The organism is Pseudoalteromonas aliena SW19 (assembly GCF_014905615.1).
Taxonomy (GTDB): domain Bacteria; phylum Pseudomonadota; class Gammaproteobacteria; order Enterobacterales; family Alteromonadaceae; genus Pseudoalteromonas; species Pseudoalteromonas aliena.
On the sequence record NZ_AQGU01000025.1, the window covers coordinates 884393 to 900069 of the forward strand.

Consider the following 15677-nt stretch of genomic DNA (forward strand, 5'->3'; position numbering starts at 1 on the left):
CCAGCATGTTGGTGGCGCTAAATAGTATAGTCATCGCCTCGCCTTCTCATTTCGTTAATTATCAGCTCAATCATTTGTTGCTTTAGTGCAGCTTGCTCTGTTTTTAACTCACCTAGTTGCAGCTCTAACATATTTATTTGCTGCTGTTGTTGCTCGCTTTTATATTTTTTAGAACCCATATGCTCGGTATCTATAGTCAAACGGGCATCGTCTTTATCTTGTTCATATGCGCTACTATCTATGGTTAAGCTACGTTGTAGCGGGCTCTGTTTAAGCTTGTTAATTTGCTCCTGTAATGCAACAACCTGCTGCGTGAAGTACTTATATGCTTTTTCTAGATTTTTATACTGATCACTAAATGTTGCATTATCTTCACTGTACTTTTGCACCTTAGCGTCTAAAAATTCTGATAAAACATACTCAGGTTCTTCTTCAGGGACTTCTTCAGATGTGTCTTCAGCACGTTGCTGTCCTAATTGTATTAAAGGCTGGTTGCTGTAGTTGTATGCTTGATGTTGAATGGGTGCGGGTGAAATTTTCATTATTTTATCCCTAAAATAGCTTTGTCACATTTATACCAATTTTATTAGCGCTATAATAGAACACTAATTTAATGCAATTGGTATTATAACTATCGACCTCGTATTAAAATCCTTGAGTAAATTTTAACGTGAACTAAAAGCAAAAAGCCCCACTTTATTAAAGTAGGGCTTTAGCAATTAATTACTTCAAATCAAGTTACGACTCAATTGCCAGTAACTCTACTTCAAAAATAAGTACTGAGGCAGGAGGAATACTCCCCACACGTTTTTCGCCGTATGCTAATTGGTGCGGTACATAAAAAGTGTATTTATCGCCAGGGCTCATTAGCTGTAAGCCTTCTGTCCACCCTTTAATCACTTGGTGCAACCCAAAACTAATCGGTGTTTTACGCTCTACTGAACTGTCAAACACAGTGCCATCGATTAATGTGCCATGATAATGCACGTTAACCATGCTTCTTGAAGTTGGTTTATTTACGCCTTCACCTTTGTGCACTACTTTGTATTGCAAGCCAGAAGCGGTTTCAACTACCCCTTCTACTTTTGCGTTAGCCGCTAAATAGTCAGCGCCTATTTGTGCATTTATGCCTGCTTGTTGTTTTGCTTTTTTACTATTTTGAAATATTAAAAAACAAAAAATAGCGATTACCACCGCCAAAATTATATTGATCATCATTAACCTTTTTCGGTGCCTAGCTTTTCATTATCTAGCTCTTCGTCTTTTTCATCATCGCCGTTTACTATGTCGGCAATCTCTTTTAGGCGAGCAAGCGCAATACCGTTTACTGAGTTTTCTGGATACTGGTCATCAATAATATCGCCTGCTTCTATATCCATTAGTAAGTTAAGCGCTTGATCAACAGTTTCTACCGCGTAAATATTAAATTTACCACTTTCTACTGCGTTGAGTATTTCATCGTCTAGCACTAAGTTAACTTGGTTTGATTTAGGAATAATAACGCCTTGCGAGCCAGTTAAACCACGCATTTTGCACAGTTTAAAAAAGCCTTCTATTTTTTCGTTTACGCCGCCAATGGCTTGTACATCACCGTGTTGGTTAATAGAACCTGTAAGCGCGATAGACTGGCTAATAGGCAAACTAGTGATGGATGATATAAGTGCACAGAGCTCAGCTAAAGATGCACTATCGCCATCTATGTAACCATAGCTTTGCTCAATAGCAATGTTTGCACTAAGCGTTAAGCTAAAGTGCTGGGCGTATTTATTGCCTAAATAACCAGTAAGCAACATCACCCCTTTTGAGTGAATTGCTTTGCCAAGCTCGGCTTCACGTTCTACATCAATGACCCCATCAGCGCCGGCATAAACGGTTGCCGTAATACGCGCCGGTGTACCAAATGAAGTGTCACCAATGTGCAGTACCGTTAAGCCATTTACTTTACCAATAGCTTGGCCGTCGGTTGCAATAAGCGTGTGACCTTCTTTTATATCACTTAGCATATTTTCGCTAATTTGACCAGTACGGTATTGCTTGCCTTCAATAGCTTCATCAATATGGTGCGCATCAACTAATGTTTGATTATCTTGCTTGGCGTAGTAACTCGCCTCTGCAACAAGCTCTAAAACATCAGCAAAACGAGCAGATAATTTATTGTGATGCTCTGCTTGTCGATAGCTAAATTTAAGTAACCTCACCATCGCCGCTTGCGTAGTGGTGCATTTTAAAGTTTGCTCGCAATACTCTGTAACTTTGGTAATAAACTGGTACTGTAATTTATCGCTGCTTGGCAGGTAGTAGTCAAAGTCGGCTAATACTCTAAATAGTTCAGCAAATTCTTCGTCATATTCACCTATGGTGTAGTACAGCTCGCGAGAGCCTAATAAAATAATTTTCACATCGAGTGGAATGAGCTGCGGGCGAAGTGTAAAACTCGTCCCGACTGTACTATCTTGATACGGTAAATCATTTTTTATCTGATGCGTTTTTAAACACAATTTCAAACCATCCCACACTTGCGGGTTTGCCATTATTTTTTCAGCATCCATTATTAAGTAACCGCCATTAGCACGATGCAATGCACCTGGCTGAATTGACCGGTAACTCGTAATTAACGTGCCTTGTGATGTCGCGTATTCAATTTTACCAAATATGTTACCAAAGGTTGGGTTTGGCTCATACACCACTGGCGCTGCATCGTCTTCTTTAAACTCAACTAAAATATTGGGTGCAAAAAAGTCGGTCAGCATGCCTTTGCGGTCAAAGTCTTCTTTGCTTTCTTCACTTTCATCTTCGTCATCTAGCCATTCAAGTACAGCATCGATAATTTCAACGCGTATATCTTTTAAATAACGCAGTACGCCAATGTGTGTGGCGTACTTATGTTCTAAATCTTTTAGAAGTGGTTTAGTGGCTTGCTCTGCAGTCGACTTTTTAAGATTACGAAGTTTTTCTTTTGATTCACGCTTCCAACGCGGCAATTCTATTAACGCTTCTATTAGTGCGTCTTCTAGCTTTTCTATTTTTTCAAAAAACTCTTCGCGTAATGTTTCTTCAAGTTCGCCAAATTCACTGTCGCTTAATTGTTTACCGTCAACAAGTGGTGCAAACCCTACTGAGCTTTTTTCTTCGACTAGTGCAACGCTTTGCTCAAGTGCCGCTATTTCTACAGCCGTGATGGCGCTGTCGTAAGCGTCATTAAATTCGCGATCGATTGATTTTTTCTTGCGTTGATACGCTGGGTTATCGAATGCAGCGGGAAACGTATCGAGCACTTCATCTAAAAATGAGTCGATGTCGTCACTGAGTAGTTTGCTTTGCCCTGCTTGCATAAACAATGCAATGGGCTCTCGGTGATCGGCGTAATTATTTACGTATAACCATTCGTTAGGTGTCGCTCTGTCTTTTGCATGTTGTTTGAGTTTATCTTTTACGAGTGTATAACGCCCATGAGCCGCCTCGCCCATTACATAAACGTTATAACCAGGTAGATCCATCCCCAAGGAAAAATCTAGCGCACTTTGGGCACGTTGTTGGCCTATAAAAGTAAGTGGCTCTGGATATGGATTACTCATACATGTGTTTACATGATGAGTCGAAATACTCGGTGCGAGTGCAGATACAGGTAATGGCAGCAATTTTTTCGTCATTCTAACTTCTTTGTTTACCAGCATATTCACTGGCTTTAAATGCATTAAGTGGCTTAGCGCCACTCAATACTACTATTTAGGGTTGCAAAGCCTTGCGGCTAAACTCTATTGAATCACATTCTATGCAAGGCGTTATTTGCGTCGCGTGATAAATGTCGTGGCTATGGTTACAATTCTTACATACTAATGTGCCTATGGCTATCCATTCGCCTACGTGATACACACCATTATGCTTAAAATCTTGACTTAACGATTGCCATTCAAGCTGTGTTTTATCTTCTATGTGCGATAGTTCAAGCCAAATAGACTCTTTAAGTTCTTGCCATGCAAGTGAATTATAATGAGCCTCGTGCTCTACAAGATGTTCAATGTCGTTCTTTAAATAGCTTTTATAAAGCTCATATCTTTCTTGGCTTAAATCTTTTAGTGCCTGCTCAGATCCAACAAACCCAGAAATCACGTCTTTTACACCATGCTCTTTCACCTCTTTTAGCCAATGGGTAAAACTGCCAAGCCATGTTTTGTAATCAGTCATTTTTTACTCCTTCAAAATTGCTGTTAAATCAGTCTGTAACTTATGTTTTTAGCTAACTACAGTATAAAAAGGCAGGTTAACCTGCACTGAAAGTTACAATTTAATAAAAGCATGTTTTTGACGCTGTGAATAGTGTTTTATTTGGGGTATCCTAACGGCAATTTTTTATTAGTTTGCAAGAAGTCTGGAACCATAGATGCAAGAGCAATATAACCCGCAAGATATAGAGTCAAAAGTACAAAGCTACTGGGAAGAAAACCAGGTATTTAAAGTCACTGAAGATGAGAGCAAAGAAAAGTATTACTGCCTTTCTATGTTCCCTTATCCGAGTGGTCGACTGCATATGGGTCATGTGCGTAACTACACCATTGGTGATGTTGTTTCTCGTTTCCAGCGCCTGCAAGGCAAAAACGTAATGCAACCTATGGGTTGGGATGCGTTTGGTTTACCTGCAGAAAACGCTGCTATTAAAAACAAAACAGCACCAGCAAAGTGGACTTACGAGAACATTGACTACATGCGTAACCAACTTAAGCAATTAGGTTTTGGTTATGACTGGGATCGTGAAATTGCAACCTGCCACCCAGAATACTACAAATGGGAGCAGTGGTTTTTCACTAAGCTTTACGAAAAAGGCCTAGTGTATAAAAAAATGTCTACAGTTAACTGGGATCCAGTGGATCAGACAGTACTCGCTAACGAGCAAGTTATTGACGGTCGCGGTTGGCGTTCAGGCGCTGTGGTTGAGCAAAAAGAAATTCCACAGTGGTTTATTAAAATTACCGACTACGCACAAGAGCTACTTGACGATTTAGATAAGCTTGAAGATTGGCCAGAGCAAGTTAAAACAATGCAGCGCAACTGGATTGGCCGCTCTGAAGGGTGTGATATTGAATTTAAGCGCACCGATAACGACGAAACATTTAGCGTATACACAACTCGTCCAGATACCTTTATGGGTGTTACGTATGTTGCTGTTGCCGGTGGCCACCCGATTGCACAAGAAGCCGCTAAAAATAGCGATGCTATTGCAATGTTTGTTGAAGAATGCAAAAACACCAAAGTTGCCGAAGCAGATATGGCAACAATGGAGAAAAAAGGCATAGCAACAGGCTTTTACGCCACTCACCCATTAACGGGCGAGCAAGTACCAATTTGGGTCGCTAACTTTGTATTAATGCATTATGGCTCAGGCGCTGTAATGGCAGTACCTGCACACGATCAACGCGATTTTGAATTTGCAACCGCTTACGGTCTTGATATAAAACAAGTCATTGCACCGGTTGAAGGTTCAGACCTTGAAGTAAACCTTAAAGAATCAGCATTTACCGATAAAGGTGTACTTGTAAATTCAGGTGAATTTAACGGCCTTGATTTTGACGCTGGTTTTAAAGCGATTGCCGATAAATTAGAAGCACTCGGTGTGGGTGAGCGTAAAGTAAACTTCCGCCTGCGTGACTGGGGTGTTAGCCGCCAGCGTTACTGGGGCTCACCAATCCCAATGCTTAGCGACGAAGAAGGCAAAGAACTTGCTGCAACAGAAGATATGCTCCCCGTTCGCTTACCTGAAGATGTGGTAATGAACGGTGTAACGTCACCACTTAAAGCAGACCCAGAGTGGGCTAAAACAACAGTCAATGGCGCACCTGCGTTTCACGAAACTGATACGTTTGACACCTTTATGGAATCGTCTTGGTACTACGCCCGCTACTGTAGCCCACGCTACGACGAAGGTATGCTAGACCCAGCTGCTGCTAACTACTGGTTGCCAGTAAATCAATACATTGGTGGTATTGAGCACGCTATTTTACATTTATTGTACTCGCGCTTTTTCCATAAATTATTACGTGACTTTGGTTTAGTAAACTCAGACGAGCCGTTTGACCGCTTACTTTGTCAAGGTATGGTGCTTGCTGAAACATTTTATCGTAAAGATGAAAAAGGCGGCGATATTTGGATTTCGCCAAGTGATGTAAATACCGAAACCGACGACAAAGGCCGCGTAACTAAAGCATGGCATAAAGAAGATGGCGAGCCGGTATTCTCATCTGGCATGAGCAAAATGTCTAAATCTAAAAATAACGGTATAGACCCACAACATGTAATTGCCCAGTACGGTGCAGATACAGTGCGTTTATTCATGATGTTTACAGCACCACCAGAGCAAACGCTTGAATGGTCAGACTCGGGTGTTGAAGGCGCGCATCGTTTCTTAAAACGTGTATGGAAATACGCGGTAGACGTTAAAACTGTGGGTTACCAAGCACTTGATAAATCAGCGCTCACTAATCCGCAAAAAGTACTTCGTCGCGATTTACATAAAGCGATTGCTAAAGTGACTGACGATGTTGAACGCCGTCAAACCTTTAACACCGCTATTGCAGCTATTATGGAGCTTTCTAATAAATTATTGAAAGCACCGCTTACAGATGCACAAGATGTGGCGATTGCAAACGAAGCGCTTGAAGCGCTTGTTATTATGCTTGCACCTATAACGCCGCATTTATCGCATGAGCTTTGGAAAGAGCTTGGCAAAGAAGGCGAAATTTTAGATGCAGCATGGCCAAAAGTTGATGAGTCGGCACTTGTTGAAGACGAAAAGTTAATTATTGTCCAAGTAAACGGTAAGCTTCGCGCTAAGTTAACAGTTGCAGCAGATGCTACACAAGAGCAAGTAGAAGCCCTTGCGTTTGCTGAATCTAACGTCACTAAATTTACTGATGGCGCAACTATTCGTAAAATCATTTATGTGCCGGGTAAACTACTTAACGTGGTAGCTAACTAACATGGCGACATTTAACGCCATTAAAAATGGACTAGCCTTAGTGCTAGTCTGTTTTTTGTTATCGAGCTGTGGCTTTCATTTTAAGAAAGCCTCTAGCCTGCCTGATAACTTAAAACAGCTAACACTAGTAGGCGATGATGAAAAATCGGCCTTGTTCGAAAGCCTTAAAAACGAGCTAAAAGCCAGTAATGTAGAGCTAATACCGTCAGCTAAAGGCAAAGCTCAATTGTATTTACGTCAAGAAACAGTTGAACGTCAAACACTTTCGTTATTTAAAAATGGTCAAGTTGCTGAATACGAACTTGCTTATGGTGTGTCGTATATCGTTAAGCGCCCAGGCGAAAACGCAATAGAAAAGCGCTTCGAGCTTTATCGTAATTATCAAGACGATCCAGATCATGCGTTAGCTAAAGCAAAAGAGCTTGAGCTACTCATTAGCGAAATTCGTGAGCAAGCTAGTCGTCGTATTGTTAGAGAGCTGTCGCAACTCTAATGCGCTGCTACGCAAATCAACTACCGAGCGAATTAAATAAAGGGCTAAAGCCCTTTTATTTAGTATTTGGGGAGGAGCCTTTTCAAGAAGCGCAGTGTGTACGGCAAATTCGCGACACGGCTAAAGCGCAAGGCTTTGATGAGGTAATTAAATTTACTTTAATGCAAGGATTTGATTGGCAAGAGATTATAGCTCAGTACCAAAGCATGTCACTGTTTAGCGCACGTACTATTATTGAGCTTGATTTAAACCAACAAAAACCTGGTATTGTTGGCAGTAACACATTTAAAAAAGTTATTGAACTGGTCAATCCTGATACCATCCTTATTATTAAAGGCGCTAAGGCTAGTCAAGAAGTACAACGCGGTGCGTGGTTTAAAGCTCTCGATAAGCTTGGTGTATTTGTCCCTTGCTACCCACTAACTGGCTCACATGTAAAACGATGGCTTGACGAGCAGTGCCAACGCTTATCGCTTAACATGCAAAACGATGCCAAACTTAGTTTAATAAATGCCACCGAAGGTAATTTATTAGCGTGTTTTCAAGAACTCGAAAAACTCTCGTTATTACACGGCAATGCGCTTATTAATCAGCAGTTAGTCATGCAAGGGCTATTAAATCAGGCCAAGTTCGATATTTTTGATTTAAGCGACGCCCTATTAAATGGCCACGCTAAACAAGCTATTAAAGTATTAAACAAACTGGCCAGTGATAACACCGAAGTGGTGAGCATTTTGTGGGCTATAACCAAAGAACTTACTACACTTATAAATGTGCAACTTGGTTTATTAAATGGCGAGCCTATTGCTAATTTATTTAAACAAAATGCAATTTGGAAAAATCAGCAAGGCCCAGTTCAAAACGCAATAAATCGTTTAAACATGCATACACTTGAACACATAAACAGTGATGTTGCTTTGTTTGATGCCAGTTATAAGCAAGGTAATTTAATTGCACCTTACCAAGCGCTTGCTCATATTTGTATTAAATTTTGCCAGCCGCTCGACATCCCAATGCCTTGCCACACGGTTAATTAACGGGTGTATGTGAAATGATTGCAATTTTTGGTGGCACATTCGACCCTGTCCATTTAGGGCATTTAAATATGGCGCAGCAATGCGTTAAAACATTTAATTTAAATACACTCTATTTTATGCCTTGTGCATTACCTGCCCACAAAGCAGTACCGGGTATTAGTACACAGCACCGTATAAATATGCTAAACGCGGCGATTGAACCTTATCCGTATTTTGATCTCGATTTAAGAGAGCTTAACAGAGCCGGTCCATCCTATTCGTTACTTAGCTTGCAAGAATTGCGTAAAGAACACCCAGCTACGCCTATTTTATTTTTGATTGGTATGGACTCGTTTAACAACCTCGACAAATGGTTTGAGTGGCAAACAATAACGCAGCTATGCCATATCGTCGTTTATCAGCGCCCTGCTCAAGATTGCAGTGTCAATGGTGAACTTAAAAGTTACTTGCAACATGCAAAGGTAGACGAAGTAACGGCACTTGAACAAACTCTCGCTGGGAAACTTTATTTTTTATCCGGTGAAACCCATAATGCAGCCTCGAGTATTATTCGAGAACAGCTTAAAAAAAGTAATAAAAAGAATGAACTATTACCCGATGCAGTGAGTCATTACATACAAATGCATCAGCTCTATCAAATTGATGCTTAAAAACGCCTACCGTGTTAAAATGCGCGCCATTAAATTTTTAAATTGAGACAAAACCTTGGATTCAAAACAATTACTCGCTTTTGCTATGGATAAAATTGACGATATGAAAGCGCGTGACATTATTCATATTGACGTAACAAAGACATCTGACATCACTGACTATATGGTTATTTGTTCAGGCACATCGAAGCGCCACGTACAATCAATTGCCGATCATTTAGCAAAAGAAGCACGTCACGCAGATTCAGAACCTCTAGGTTATGAAGGCGAAAGTGATGGCGAATGGGCACTGGTTGACTTAGGTGACGTGGTTGTTCACGTAATGCAAAGTGAAGCACGTATCTATTACGATCTAGAAAAACTGTGGGGCTAAACCCTTACTCATTTTAGACAATGCTTGGAAGTAATTCGTGAAAATACAAATGATTGCTGTTGGTACAAAAATGCCAGCATGGGTAGAAACGGGATTTGCAGAATATCAGCGCCGTTTCCCTAAAGACATGGCCCTTGAGTTAATTGAAATTCCAGCCGGAAAACGTGGCAAAAATGCAGATATAAAACGTATTTTACACATTGAAGGTGAAAAAACATTAGCGGCTATTCCAAAAGGCAATCGTATTGTTACGTTAGAAGTCACAGGGAAAGCGCTAGATACTCACCAGCTTGCTAAAAACATGGAAAAATGGCAACTCGACGGCCGCGATGTAAGTTTACTTATTGGCGGACCTGAAGGACTTGCTCCAGAGTGCATTGCAGCTTCAGAGCAAAAATGGTCGTTATCTAATTTAACATTACCGCACCCATTAGTGCGCATTATTGTTGCAGAGAGCCTTTACAGAGGCTGGAGCTTAAATAACAACCATCCTTATCATCGCGAGTAACCTCTTGCCATGCTAAAACAAAGACCCACTATTCGTGACCACTCCGCAGAAGCAAACTTATTTGCTAGGCGTGCATTCGTGGGTTTTGTTTTTGTATTAGGGTTAATGGCTGTACTGCTTTCTAATTTATATACAATTCAAGTAAAAGATCACGATGGCTACCAAACCCGCTCTAATGATAATCGTATTAAAGTTATACCTATCCCCCCCAACCGTGGTTTAATTTACGATCGTAATGGTGTTCTCCTTGCTGAAAACAAGCCTGTTTATAACCTTGAAGTGATACCTGAAGAGGTGGATGACTTAGCCAAAGCACTGGTGCAAATAAGTAAATTAATCGCGCTTACTGAGCAAGAAAAAGAAGACTTTTTAGAAGATATAAAACATACGCGCCGTTTTAAATCACAGGTTCTTAAAGCCCATTTAGATGAAACTGAAGTCGCTAAATTTTCGGTTAATCAACATAAATTCCCTGGATTTAGTATTGAAGCACGACTGGCCCGTTATTATTCATTTGGCGATACCCTCACCCATGCTTTAGGCTATGTAGCTAAACTCAATAAAAAAGAGCTCAATCAATTAGAGCAAGAAGGCCGCGATACAAATTACCGTGCCACTCACGATATTGGTAAACTCGGAATAGAGAAATACTACGAAGAAACACTCCATGGTAACGTTGGCTCGCAACGCGTAGAAGTTAACAATCGTGGACGAATTATCCGCACGCTAAGTATAACCCCCCCACAACCAGGTAGCGATTTGGTGCTTACCCTCGATGTCGGCTTACAGCAAATAGCGCAACATGCACTTAAAGATATGCGTGGTGCTGTAGTGGTTATGGACGCTAAAGATGGCGGCGTACTGGCACTTTATTCAAACCCAAGTTACGACCCTAATTTATTTGTGCATGGCATTAGCAGCAAAAATTACAAAGCGTTACTTAATCAAGACAGTCCATTAATAAACCGTACTACGCAAGGTCGTTATGCACCCGCCTCTACGGTAAAACCTTTAATGGCAGTATTAGCGCTTGAAGAAAACATCGTAAACGAAACAACATCAATGTGGGATCCTGGTTTTTTTCAAATTCCTAATGTGGATCATAAATGGCGTGACTGGAAACGCTGGGGTCATGAGCACGTTGATGTATATAAAGCAATTGAAGAGTCGTGCGATACTTACTTTTACGATGCAGCCTATCGGTTAGGGATCACTAAAATAAGTGACTTTATGACCCGTTTTGGCTACGGTGATTTATCAGGTATTGATATACATGAAGAAACCACGGCTATATTACCTTCAAAAGAATGGAAAGAAGGCCGCTTTAAAGAATCCTGGTGGCGCGGCGACACGATTTCAGTTGGTATTGGCCAAGGTTATTGGACGGCGACCCCGATTCAAATTGCGAACGCGACTAATATATTAGTTAATCGCGGCATTAATCACCCGCCTCATTTAGTACAAGTGGTCAGAAAAGACGGTGATGTAACGCAAATTAACAATGAAGAAAAACCGCCTATTATTTTGAAGAACCCACACCATTGGCAGGTGTCTTTAGATGCAATGCACAATACAGTTAAAAAAGTATCCGGCACAGCACATAAAGCTTTTAAGGGGACTCGCTACGACTCTGCAGGAAAAACAGGGACTGCGCAAATAGTTAGCATTGCACAGGGTGAGCGTTACGATGCAAAATCACTAAAAGAACGACAACGCGATAACACCATTTACATTGGTTTTGCACCGTTTGACGATCCTAAAATAGTCGTTTCTGTGGTATTGGAGAATAACCATGGCGGGATCCAAATCGCTCGACAACTTATGGATTATTACTTTGCAGCTAACCCCATTAATATTGCTAGGAATACCACACCATGACTAGGTTGCATGATGAACGCTCTATTTGGATGCGTATGCACCTTGATTTGCCGCTATTTATTGCACTAATTGTGATGATGATAGGCAGCATAATGGTTGTTTACAGCGCCAGTGGTCAAGAATCGTCAATGATGATTAGACACATGACGCGTATGGGAGGTGCTGTTGTTGCGATGATTGTTTTAGCCCAGTTATCGCCAGCTGCGCTAAAACGCTTAGTGATCCCACTTTATTTTGTTGGTTTATTAATGTTGGTCGCAGTACTTTTATTTGGTGTAAGCTCAAAGGGTGCACAACGTTGGCTCGATTTAGGAGTTACTCGATTTCAGCCTGCGGAGCTAATGAAACTAGCAGTACCTATGATGGTTGCGTGGTATATAGGCCGTAATCACCTTCCCCCTCGTCCAATGCATTTAATTATTGGTTTTATGATTGTTATGCTTCCTACGCTGCTAATTAAAGAGCAGCCTGATTTAGGCACTGCCATCCTCATTGCAAGTTCTGGTATATTTGTATTGTTTTTATCAGGTTTGAGTTGGCGATTAATTGGCTTTTTAAGTTCAATGGTAACGCTTGCCGCGTGGCCTTTTTGGCATTATGGGATGCATGATTACCAAAAGCAGCGCGTGCTGACATTTTTAGATCCTGAAAGCGACCCTCTAGGGTCGGGTTATCATATTATTCAGTCAAAAATAGCGATAGGCTCTGGTGGCGTTGAAGGTAAAGGCTGGTTACAAGGTACACAATCTCAACTAGAGTTTTTGCCTGAGCGCCATACCGACTTTATATTTTCGGTGCTAAGTGAAGAGTTTGGGCTATTCGGGGTATGTATTTTACTTAGCCTCTATTTATTTATTATTGGCCGTGGTTTATATATTGCCGTTAACGCACAAGATGCATTTGGAAAATTACTAGCCGGCGCGCTTACTCTCACTTTTTTTGTTTATGTGTTTGTAAATATTGGCATGGTATCAGGCCTTTTACCGGTTGTTGGCGTTCCTTTACCATTAATTAGCTACGGTGGCACATCAATGGTCACGCTAATGGCTGGTTTTGGCATAATAATGTCCATTGCCACAGACAAAAGGATGCTTTTAAAATAATGCGACTTTATATACAGCTGTTACTAAGTACACTGTTAATTATATTTTTAAGCGCCTGTAGTAATTCAGGTAGCCGCTACCATATGCGCCATGACACTGCTCCACTTAGAGCGCCAACGGTGCTTGAAATGCAAGATGCTGTAATCACCGACGTTACTAAAAGTGCAAGCACGAGTCGCCCATATACAGTACTTGGTAAGCGCTATACGCCAATGCTTGATGAATCAGGCTACTCTGAAGAAGGCATTGCTTCGTGGTACGGCCGTAAATTTCATGGATATCATACTTCAAACGGTGAAGTTTATGATATGTTTGCTATGACGGCTGCACATAAAACGCTGCCGTTACCTAGTTTTTTGCGTGTGACTAACATGAGTAACGGCAAATCAGTTATTGTACGTGTTAATGACCGTGGCCCCTTTCATGATGACAGGATAATCGACCTCTCGTACGCTGCCGCTTATAAGCTTGGTTACTATACTCATGGTACAGCAAAGGTTAAGCTCGAGGCAGTTACGCTAGGTGGCTCAGCTAAAACGAATGAAACTTATATTCAGGTTGCTGCTGGGAGTACACTGGAAAATATTGAAGCACTGGCAAGTACCTTGCGCCTTCAATACAAGTTGCCAACTAATATTGTACAAAAAGACGCTATTTATAGACTGCATTTAGGTCCAATTAAAGACGCTCAACATGCACATCAAGTCTTAGAAAAATTAAAACAAGATCAATTTCAAAACGCGTTCTTGCTTTACACTCAGTAAGGCCTTTAGAATGGCGTAACGCGAATTTTTAACTTTAACCATTAATGAGTATGATGAAATCTATTAAATATAAAATCCTCAAAGGTGTATGCGGCTTAGTTTGTTCTGCCGCCGTATTTTCAGCCAGCGCCCAAATTATTCCGGCACCACCTCAAGTTAATGCAAAAGGCTATTTTTTAGTGGACTTTACAACGGGTAAAGTAATAGCTGAAGGTGAAGCTGATACACAACTCGCTCCTGCTAGTTTAACTAAAATGATGACCAGTTATGTAATTGGTACTGAAATTAAAGCCGGTAATATCGCCCCTACAGACATGGTTACTGTGAGCGAAAAAGCGTGGGCTAAAAACTTTCCTGAATCGTCTAAAATGTTTATTGAAGTAGGCAAACAGATTAGTGTAGATGAGCTTAACCACGGAATAATTATTCAATCAGGTAACGATGCGTGTGTTGCAATGGCTGAGCATATTGCAGGTAGCGAAAGCGCATTTTCTGACTTAATGAATGCACATGCGGCTAAATTAGGCATGAGCAACAGCCATTTTATCAACAGCCACGGCCTAGATACTAATGAGCACTATACAACACCACGTGATATGGCAACGTTAAGCGCGGCACTTATTCGTGATGTGCCAGACGAATACGCTCTTTATAAACAAAAGTCATATACCTACAATGGCATTAAGCAATATAACCGTAACTCGCTGTTATGGGATGAAAGTTTAGATGTAGACGGCATTAAAACAGGCCACACATCTGAAGCGGGCTATAGTTTAGTAACATCGGCTACTAAAAACGGTATGCGTTTGATTGCCGTTGTTATGGGTACTTCAAGCGAACGTGCGCGCAAAATAGAAAATAAAAAATTACTTAATTACGGTTTTCGCTTTTTTGAAACAATTACACCGTACAAGGCAGGCGACAGCTTTGCAGAGCAACGTATTTGGATGGGTAATAAAGAAAACGTATCGTTAGGTATTTTAGAAGATACACCAATCACTATTCCACGTGGTCAGCATAAAAACCTTAAAGCCAATTTTGAGCTAGACAATACACTTGAAGCGCCTCTAGCGAAAGGTACTAAAGTAGGGACTTTATTCTTGCAATTAGAAGGGGAAGATATCGCTCAATACCCACTAGTAACGCTTGAAGAAGTGGAAGAAGGCAGCTTCTTTAGTAAAATTTATGACTACCTACGTTTACAAATAATGTAAGTGTAAAAATAAACTCACAGCGATTGTGAAGTTAAACGAAACGCCTCCATTATGAGGCGTTTTTTTTTGCTTGAAAAATGCTAGAATGCGCCCCATATAAAGCAATCATAATGAGTTTTTATTTTGGGTTTCCCAAAATAATATCAATCTGTTTAAATATGAGGTTTATTTAACGATAAAAAATCGCACTATAACAAGGCAAAAGTTTTTATATCTAATTGTTCTAAATGAAAACTTTAACGTCGTTATGGAATGATTTAGTTTGTTAAATTGTCCAAATACTTATGTCGATTGATTATTACATTAACTCAGATTGTCATCACCCTGTCAGTTTAGCGCCTAGCATTATGCTCAGAGCCAATACTTTATTTGTTTGAGGAGTCACCGTCGTGGTTCAACCTGTTAAAGATACAAAATTTGATGAGTACTTAGAGTACCCTTGCCCATTTACATTCAGAATTATGGGTTTAGCTAACGTAAACCTAACTGATCAAATTTTAGCTAAGTTACAACCTATTGCACCTGGCGACTATGCACCTAAAGTAAAACCAAGCAGCAAAGGCAATTACGAATCAGTAAGCCTTGTAGCAACGGTTACAAGTGGCAAACACATTGAAGAAATTTATAACGTGATCAGTAATATTGATGACGTACGCCACATGCTTTAAGCCATAGTTGAGATTTGTT

The 15677-nt window shown here is 40.6% G+C and carries 15 protein-coding genes; 11 read left to right on the forward strand and 4 right to left on the reverse strand.

The features are described 5' to 3' along the window. Positions 1 to 17 precede the first annotated feature (17 nt). The 4 genes from PALI_RS09530 to PALI_RS09545 form a co-directional block, all read right to left on the reverse strand. A complete protein-coding gene (locus PALI_RS09530; protein WP_193155690.1) occupies positions 18 to 542 on the reverse strand; it encodes a hypothetical protein in 525 nt (174 codons plus the stop codon). 196 nt (positions 543 to 738) lie between these two features. After that, a complete protein-coding gene (locus PALI_RS09535; protein WP_193155911.1) occupies positions 739 to 1215 on the reverse strand; it encodes an FKBP-type peptidyl-prolyl cis-trans isomerase in 477 nt (158 codons plus the stop codon). 2 nt (positions 1216 to 1217) lie between these two features. Further along, positions 1218 to 3650: a Lon protease family protein gene (locus tag PALI_RS09540; protein ID WP_226894530.1), complete on the reverse strand. Its 2433-nt coding sequence runs from the start codon at positions 3648 to 3650 to the stop codon at positions 1218 to 1220. Positions 3651 to 3726: 76 nt separating this feature from the next. Further along, the gene (locus PALI_RS09545; RefSeq protein WP_138584836.1) at positions 3727 to 4185 is read right to left on the reverse strand and encodes a zinc ribbon-containing protein; all 459 of its coding nucleotides are present in this window, start codon (positions 4183 to 4185) and stop codon (positions 3727 to 3729) included. Between the two features lie 196 nt (positions 4186 to 4381). Here PALI_RS09545 and leuS point away from each other — a divergent pair, with 196 nt between their 5' ends. From leuS to ybeD, 11 genes are all read left to right on the forward strand, one after another. Then, on the forward strand, positions 4382 to 6970 hold the full coding sequence (gene leuS / locus PALI_RS09550) for a leucine--tRNA ligase (RefSeq protein WP_193155691.1): 2589 nt from the start codon (positions 4382 to 4384) through the stop codon (positions 6968 to 6970). Position 6971: 1 nt separating this feature from the next. Then, positions 6972 to 7463, forward strand: coding sequence for an LPS-assembly lipoprotein LptE (locus tag PALI_RS09555; protein WP_182701294.1), 492 nt, complete (start codon positions 6972 to 6974; stop codon positions 7461 to 7463). After that, positions 7463 to 8500, forward strand: coding sequence for a DNA polymerase III subunit delta (holA, locus tag PALI_RS09560; RefSeq protein WP_138584838.1), 1038 nt, complete (start codon positions 7463 to 7465; stop codon positions 8498 to 8500). Before PALI_RS09555 ends, holA begins: the two co-directional genes overlap by 1 nt. Positions 8501 to 8514: 14 nt before the next feature. Next, positions 8515 to 9150 carry a nicotinate-nucleotide adenylyltransferase gene (nadD, locus tag PALI_RS09565; protein WP_193155692.1) on the forward strand — a complete coding sequence of 212 codons (636 nt, stop codon included), beginning with the start codon at positions 8515 to 8517 and terminating at the stop codon, positions 9148 to 9150. Between the two features lie 55 nt (positions 9151 to 9205). Next, complete coding sequence (gene rsfS / locus PALI_RS09570; protein ID WP_024610964.1) at positions 9206 to 9523, forward strand: ribosome silencing factor; 318 nt, start codon at positions 9206 to 9208, stop codon at positions 9521 to 9523. A gap of 37 nt (positions 9524 to 9560) precedes the next feature. Beyond that, a complete protein-coding gene (gene rlmH, locus PALI_RS09575) occupies positions 9561 to 10031 on the forward strand; it encodes a 23S rRNA (pseudouridine(1915)-N(3))-methyltransferase RlmH (protein ID WP_002958522.1) in 471 nt (156 codons plus the stop codon). A gap of 9 nt (positions 10032 to 10040) precedes the next feature. Beyond that, positions 10041 to 11909 (forward strand): penicillin-binding protein 2, encoded by a 1869-nt coding sequence (mrdA, locus tag PALI_RS09580; protein WP_193155693.1) that lies wholly within the window; start codon positions 10041 to 10043, stop codon positions 11907 to 11909. After that, the gene (gene rodA, locus PALI_RS09585) at positions 11906 to 13012 is read left to right on the forward strand and encodes a rod shape-determining protein RodA (RefSeq protein WP_077538438.1); all 1107 of its coding nucleotides are present in this window, start codon (positions 11906 to 11908) and stop codon (positions 13010 to 13012) included. The genes mrdA and rodA overlap by 4 nt, the downstream gene beginning before the upstream one ends. Continuing rightward, positions 13012 to 13776: a septal ring lytic transglycosylase RlpA family protein gene (locus PALI_RS09590; protein WP_193155694.1), complete on the forward strand. Its 765-nt coding sequence runs from the start codon at positions 13012 to 13014 to the stop codon at positions 13774 to 13776. Before rodA ends, PALI_RS09590 begins: the two co-directional genes overlap by 1 nt. A gap of 53 nt (positions 13777 to 13829) precedes the next feature. Further along, on the forward strand, positions 13830 to 14990 hold the full coding sequence (locus PALI_RS09595; RefSeq protein ID WP_077539074.1) for a serine hydrolase: 1161 nt from the start codon (positions 13830 to 13832) through the stop codon (positions 14988 to 14990). Positions 14991 to 15379: 389 nt separating this feature from the next. Then, a complete protein-coding gene (ybeD, locus tag PALI_RS09600) occupies positions 15380 to 15658 on the forward strand; it encodes a DUF493 family protein YbeD (RefSeq protein WP_002958517.1) in 279 nt (92 codons plus the stop codon). The last annotated feature ends 19 nt before the right edge of the window (positions 15659 to 15677 follow it).

What these genes read in the sequence shown, in the direction of transcription:
- PALI_RS09530 (WP_193155690.1), bottom strand. Translation starts at nt 542, where the DNA reads ATGAAAATTTCACCCGCACCCATTCAACATCAAGCATACAACTACAGC.
- PALI_RS09535 (WP_193155911.1), bottom strand. Translation starts at nt 1,215, where the DNA reads ATGATCAATATAATTTTGGCGGTGGTAATCGCTATTTTTTGTTTTTTA.
- PALI_RS09540 (WP_226894530.1), bottom strand. Translation starts at nt 3,650, where the DNA reads ATGACGAAAAAATTGCTGCCATTACCTGTATCTGCACTCGCACCGAGT.
- PALI_RS09545 (WP_138584836.1), bottom strand. Translation starts at nt 4,185, where the DNA reads ATGACTGATTACAAAACATGGCTTGGCAGTTTTACCCATTGGCTAAAA.
- leuS (WP_193155691.1), top strand. Translation starts at nt 4,382, where the DNA reads ATGCAAGAGCAATATAACCCGCAAGATATAGAGTCAAAAGTACAAAGC.
- PALI_RS09555 (WP_182701294.1), top strand. Translation starts at nt 6,972, where the DNA reads ATGGCGACATTTAACGCCATTAAAAATGGACTAGCCTTAGTGCTAGTC.
- holA (WP_138584838.1), top strand. Translation starts at nt 7,463, where the DNA reads ATGCGCTGCTACGCAAATCAACTACCGAGCGAATTAAATAAAGGGCTA.
- nadD (WP_193155692.1), top strand. Translation starts at nt 8,515, where the DNA reads ATGATTGCAATTTTTGGTGGCACATTCGACCCTGTCCATTTAGGGCAT.
- mrdA (WP_193155693.1), top strand. Translation starts at nt 10,041, where the DNA reads ATGCTAAAACAAAGACCCACTATTCGTGACCACTCCGCAGAAGCAAAC.
- rodA (WP_077538438.1), top strand. Translation starts at nt 11,906, where the DNA reads ATGACTAGGTTGCATGATGAACGCTCTATTTGGATGCGTATGCACCTT.
- PALI_RS09590 (WP_193155694.1), top strand. Translation starts at nt 13,012, where the DNA reads ATGCGACTTTATATACAGCTGTTACTAAGTACACTGTTAATTATATTT.
- PALI_RS09595 (WP_077539074.1), top strand. Translation starts at nt 13,830, where the DNA reads ATGAAATCTATTAAATATAAAATCCTCAAAGGTGTATGCGGCTTAGTT.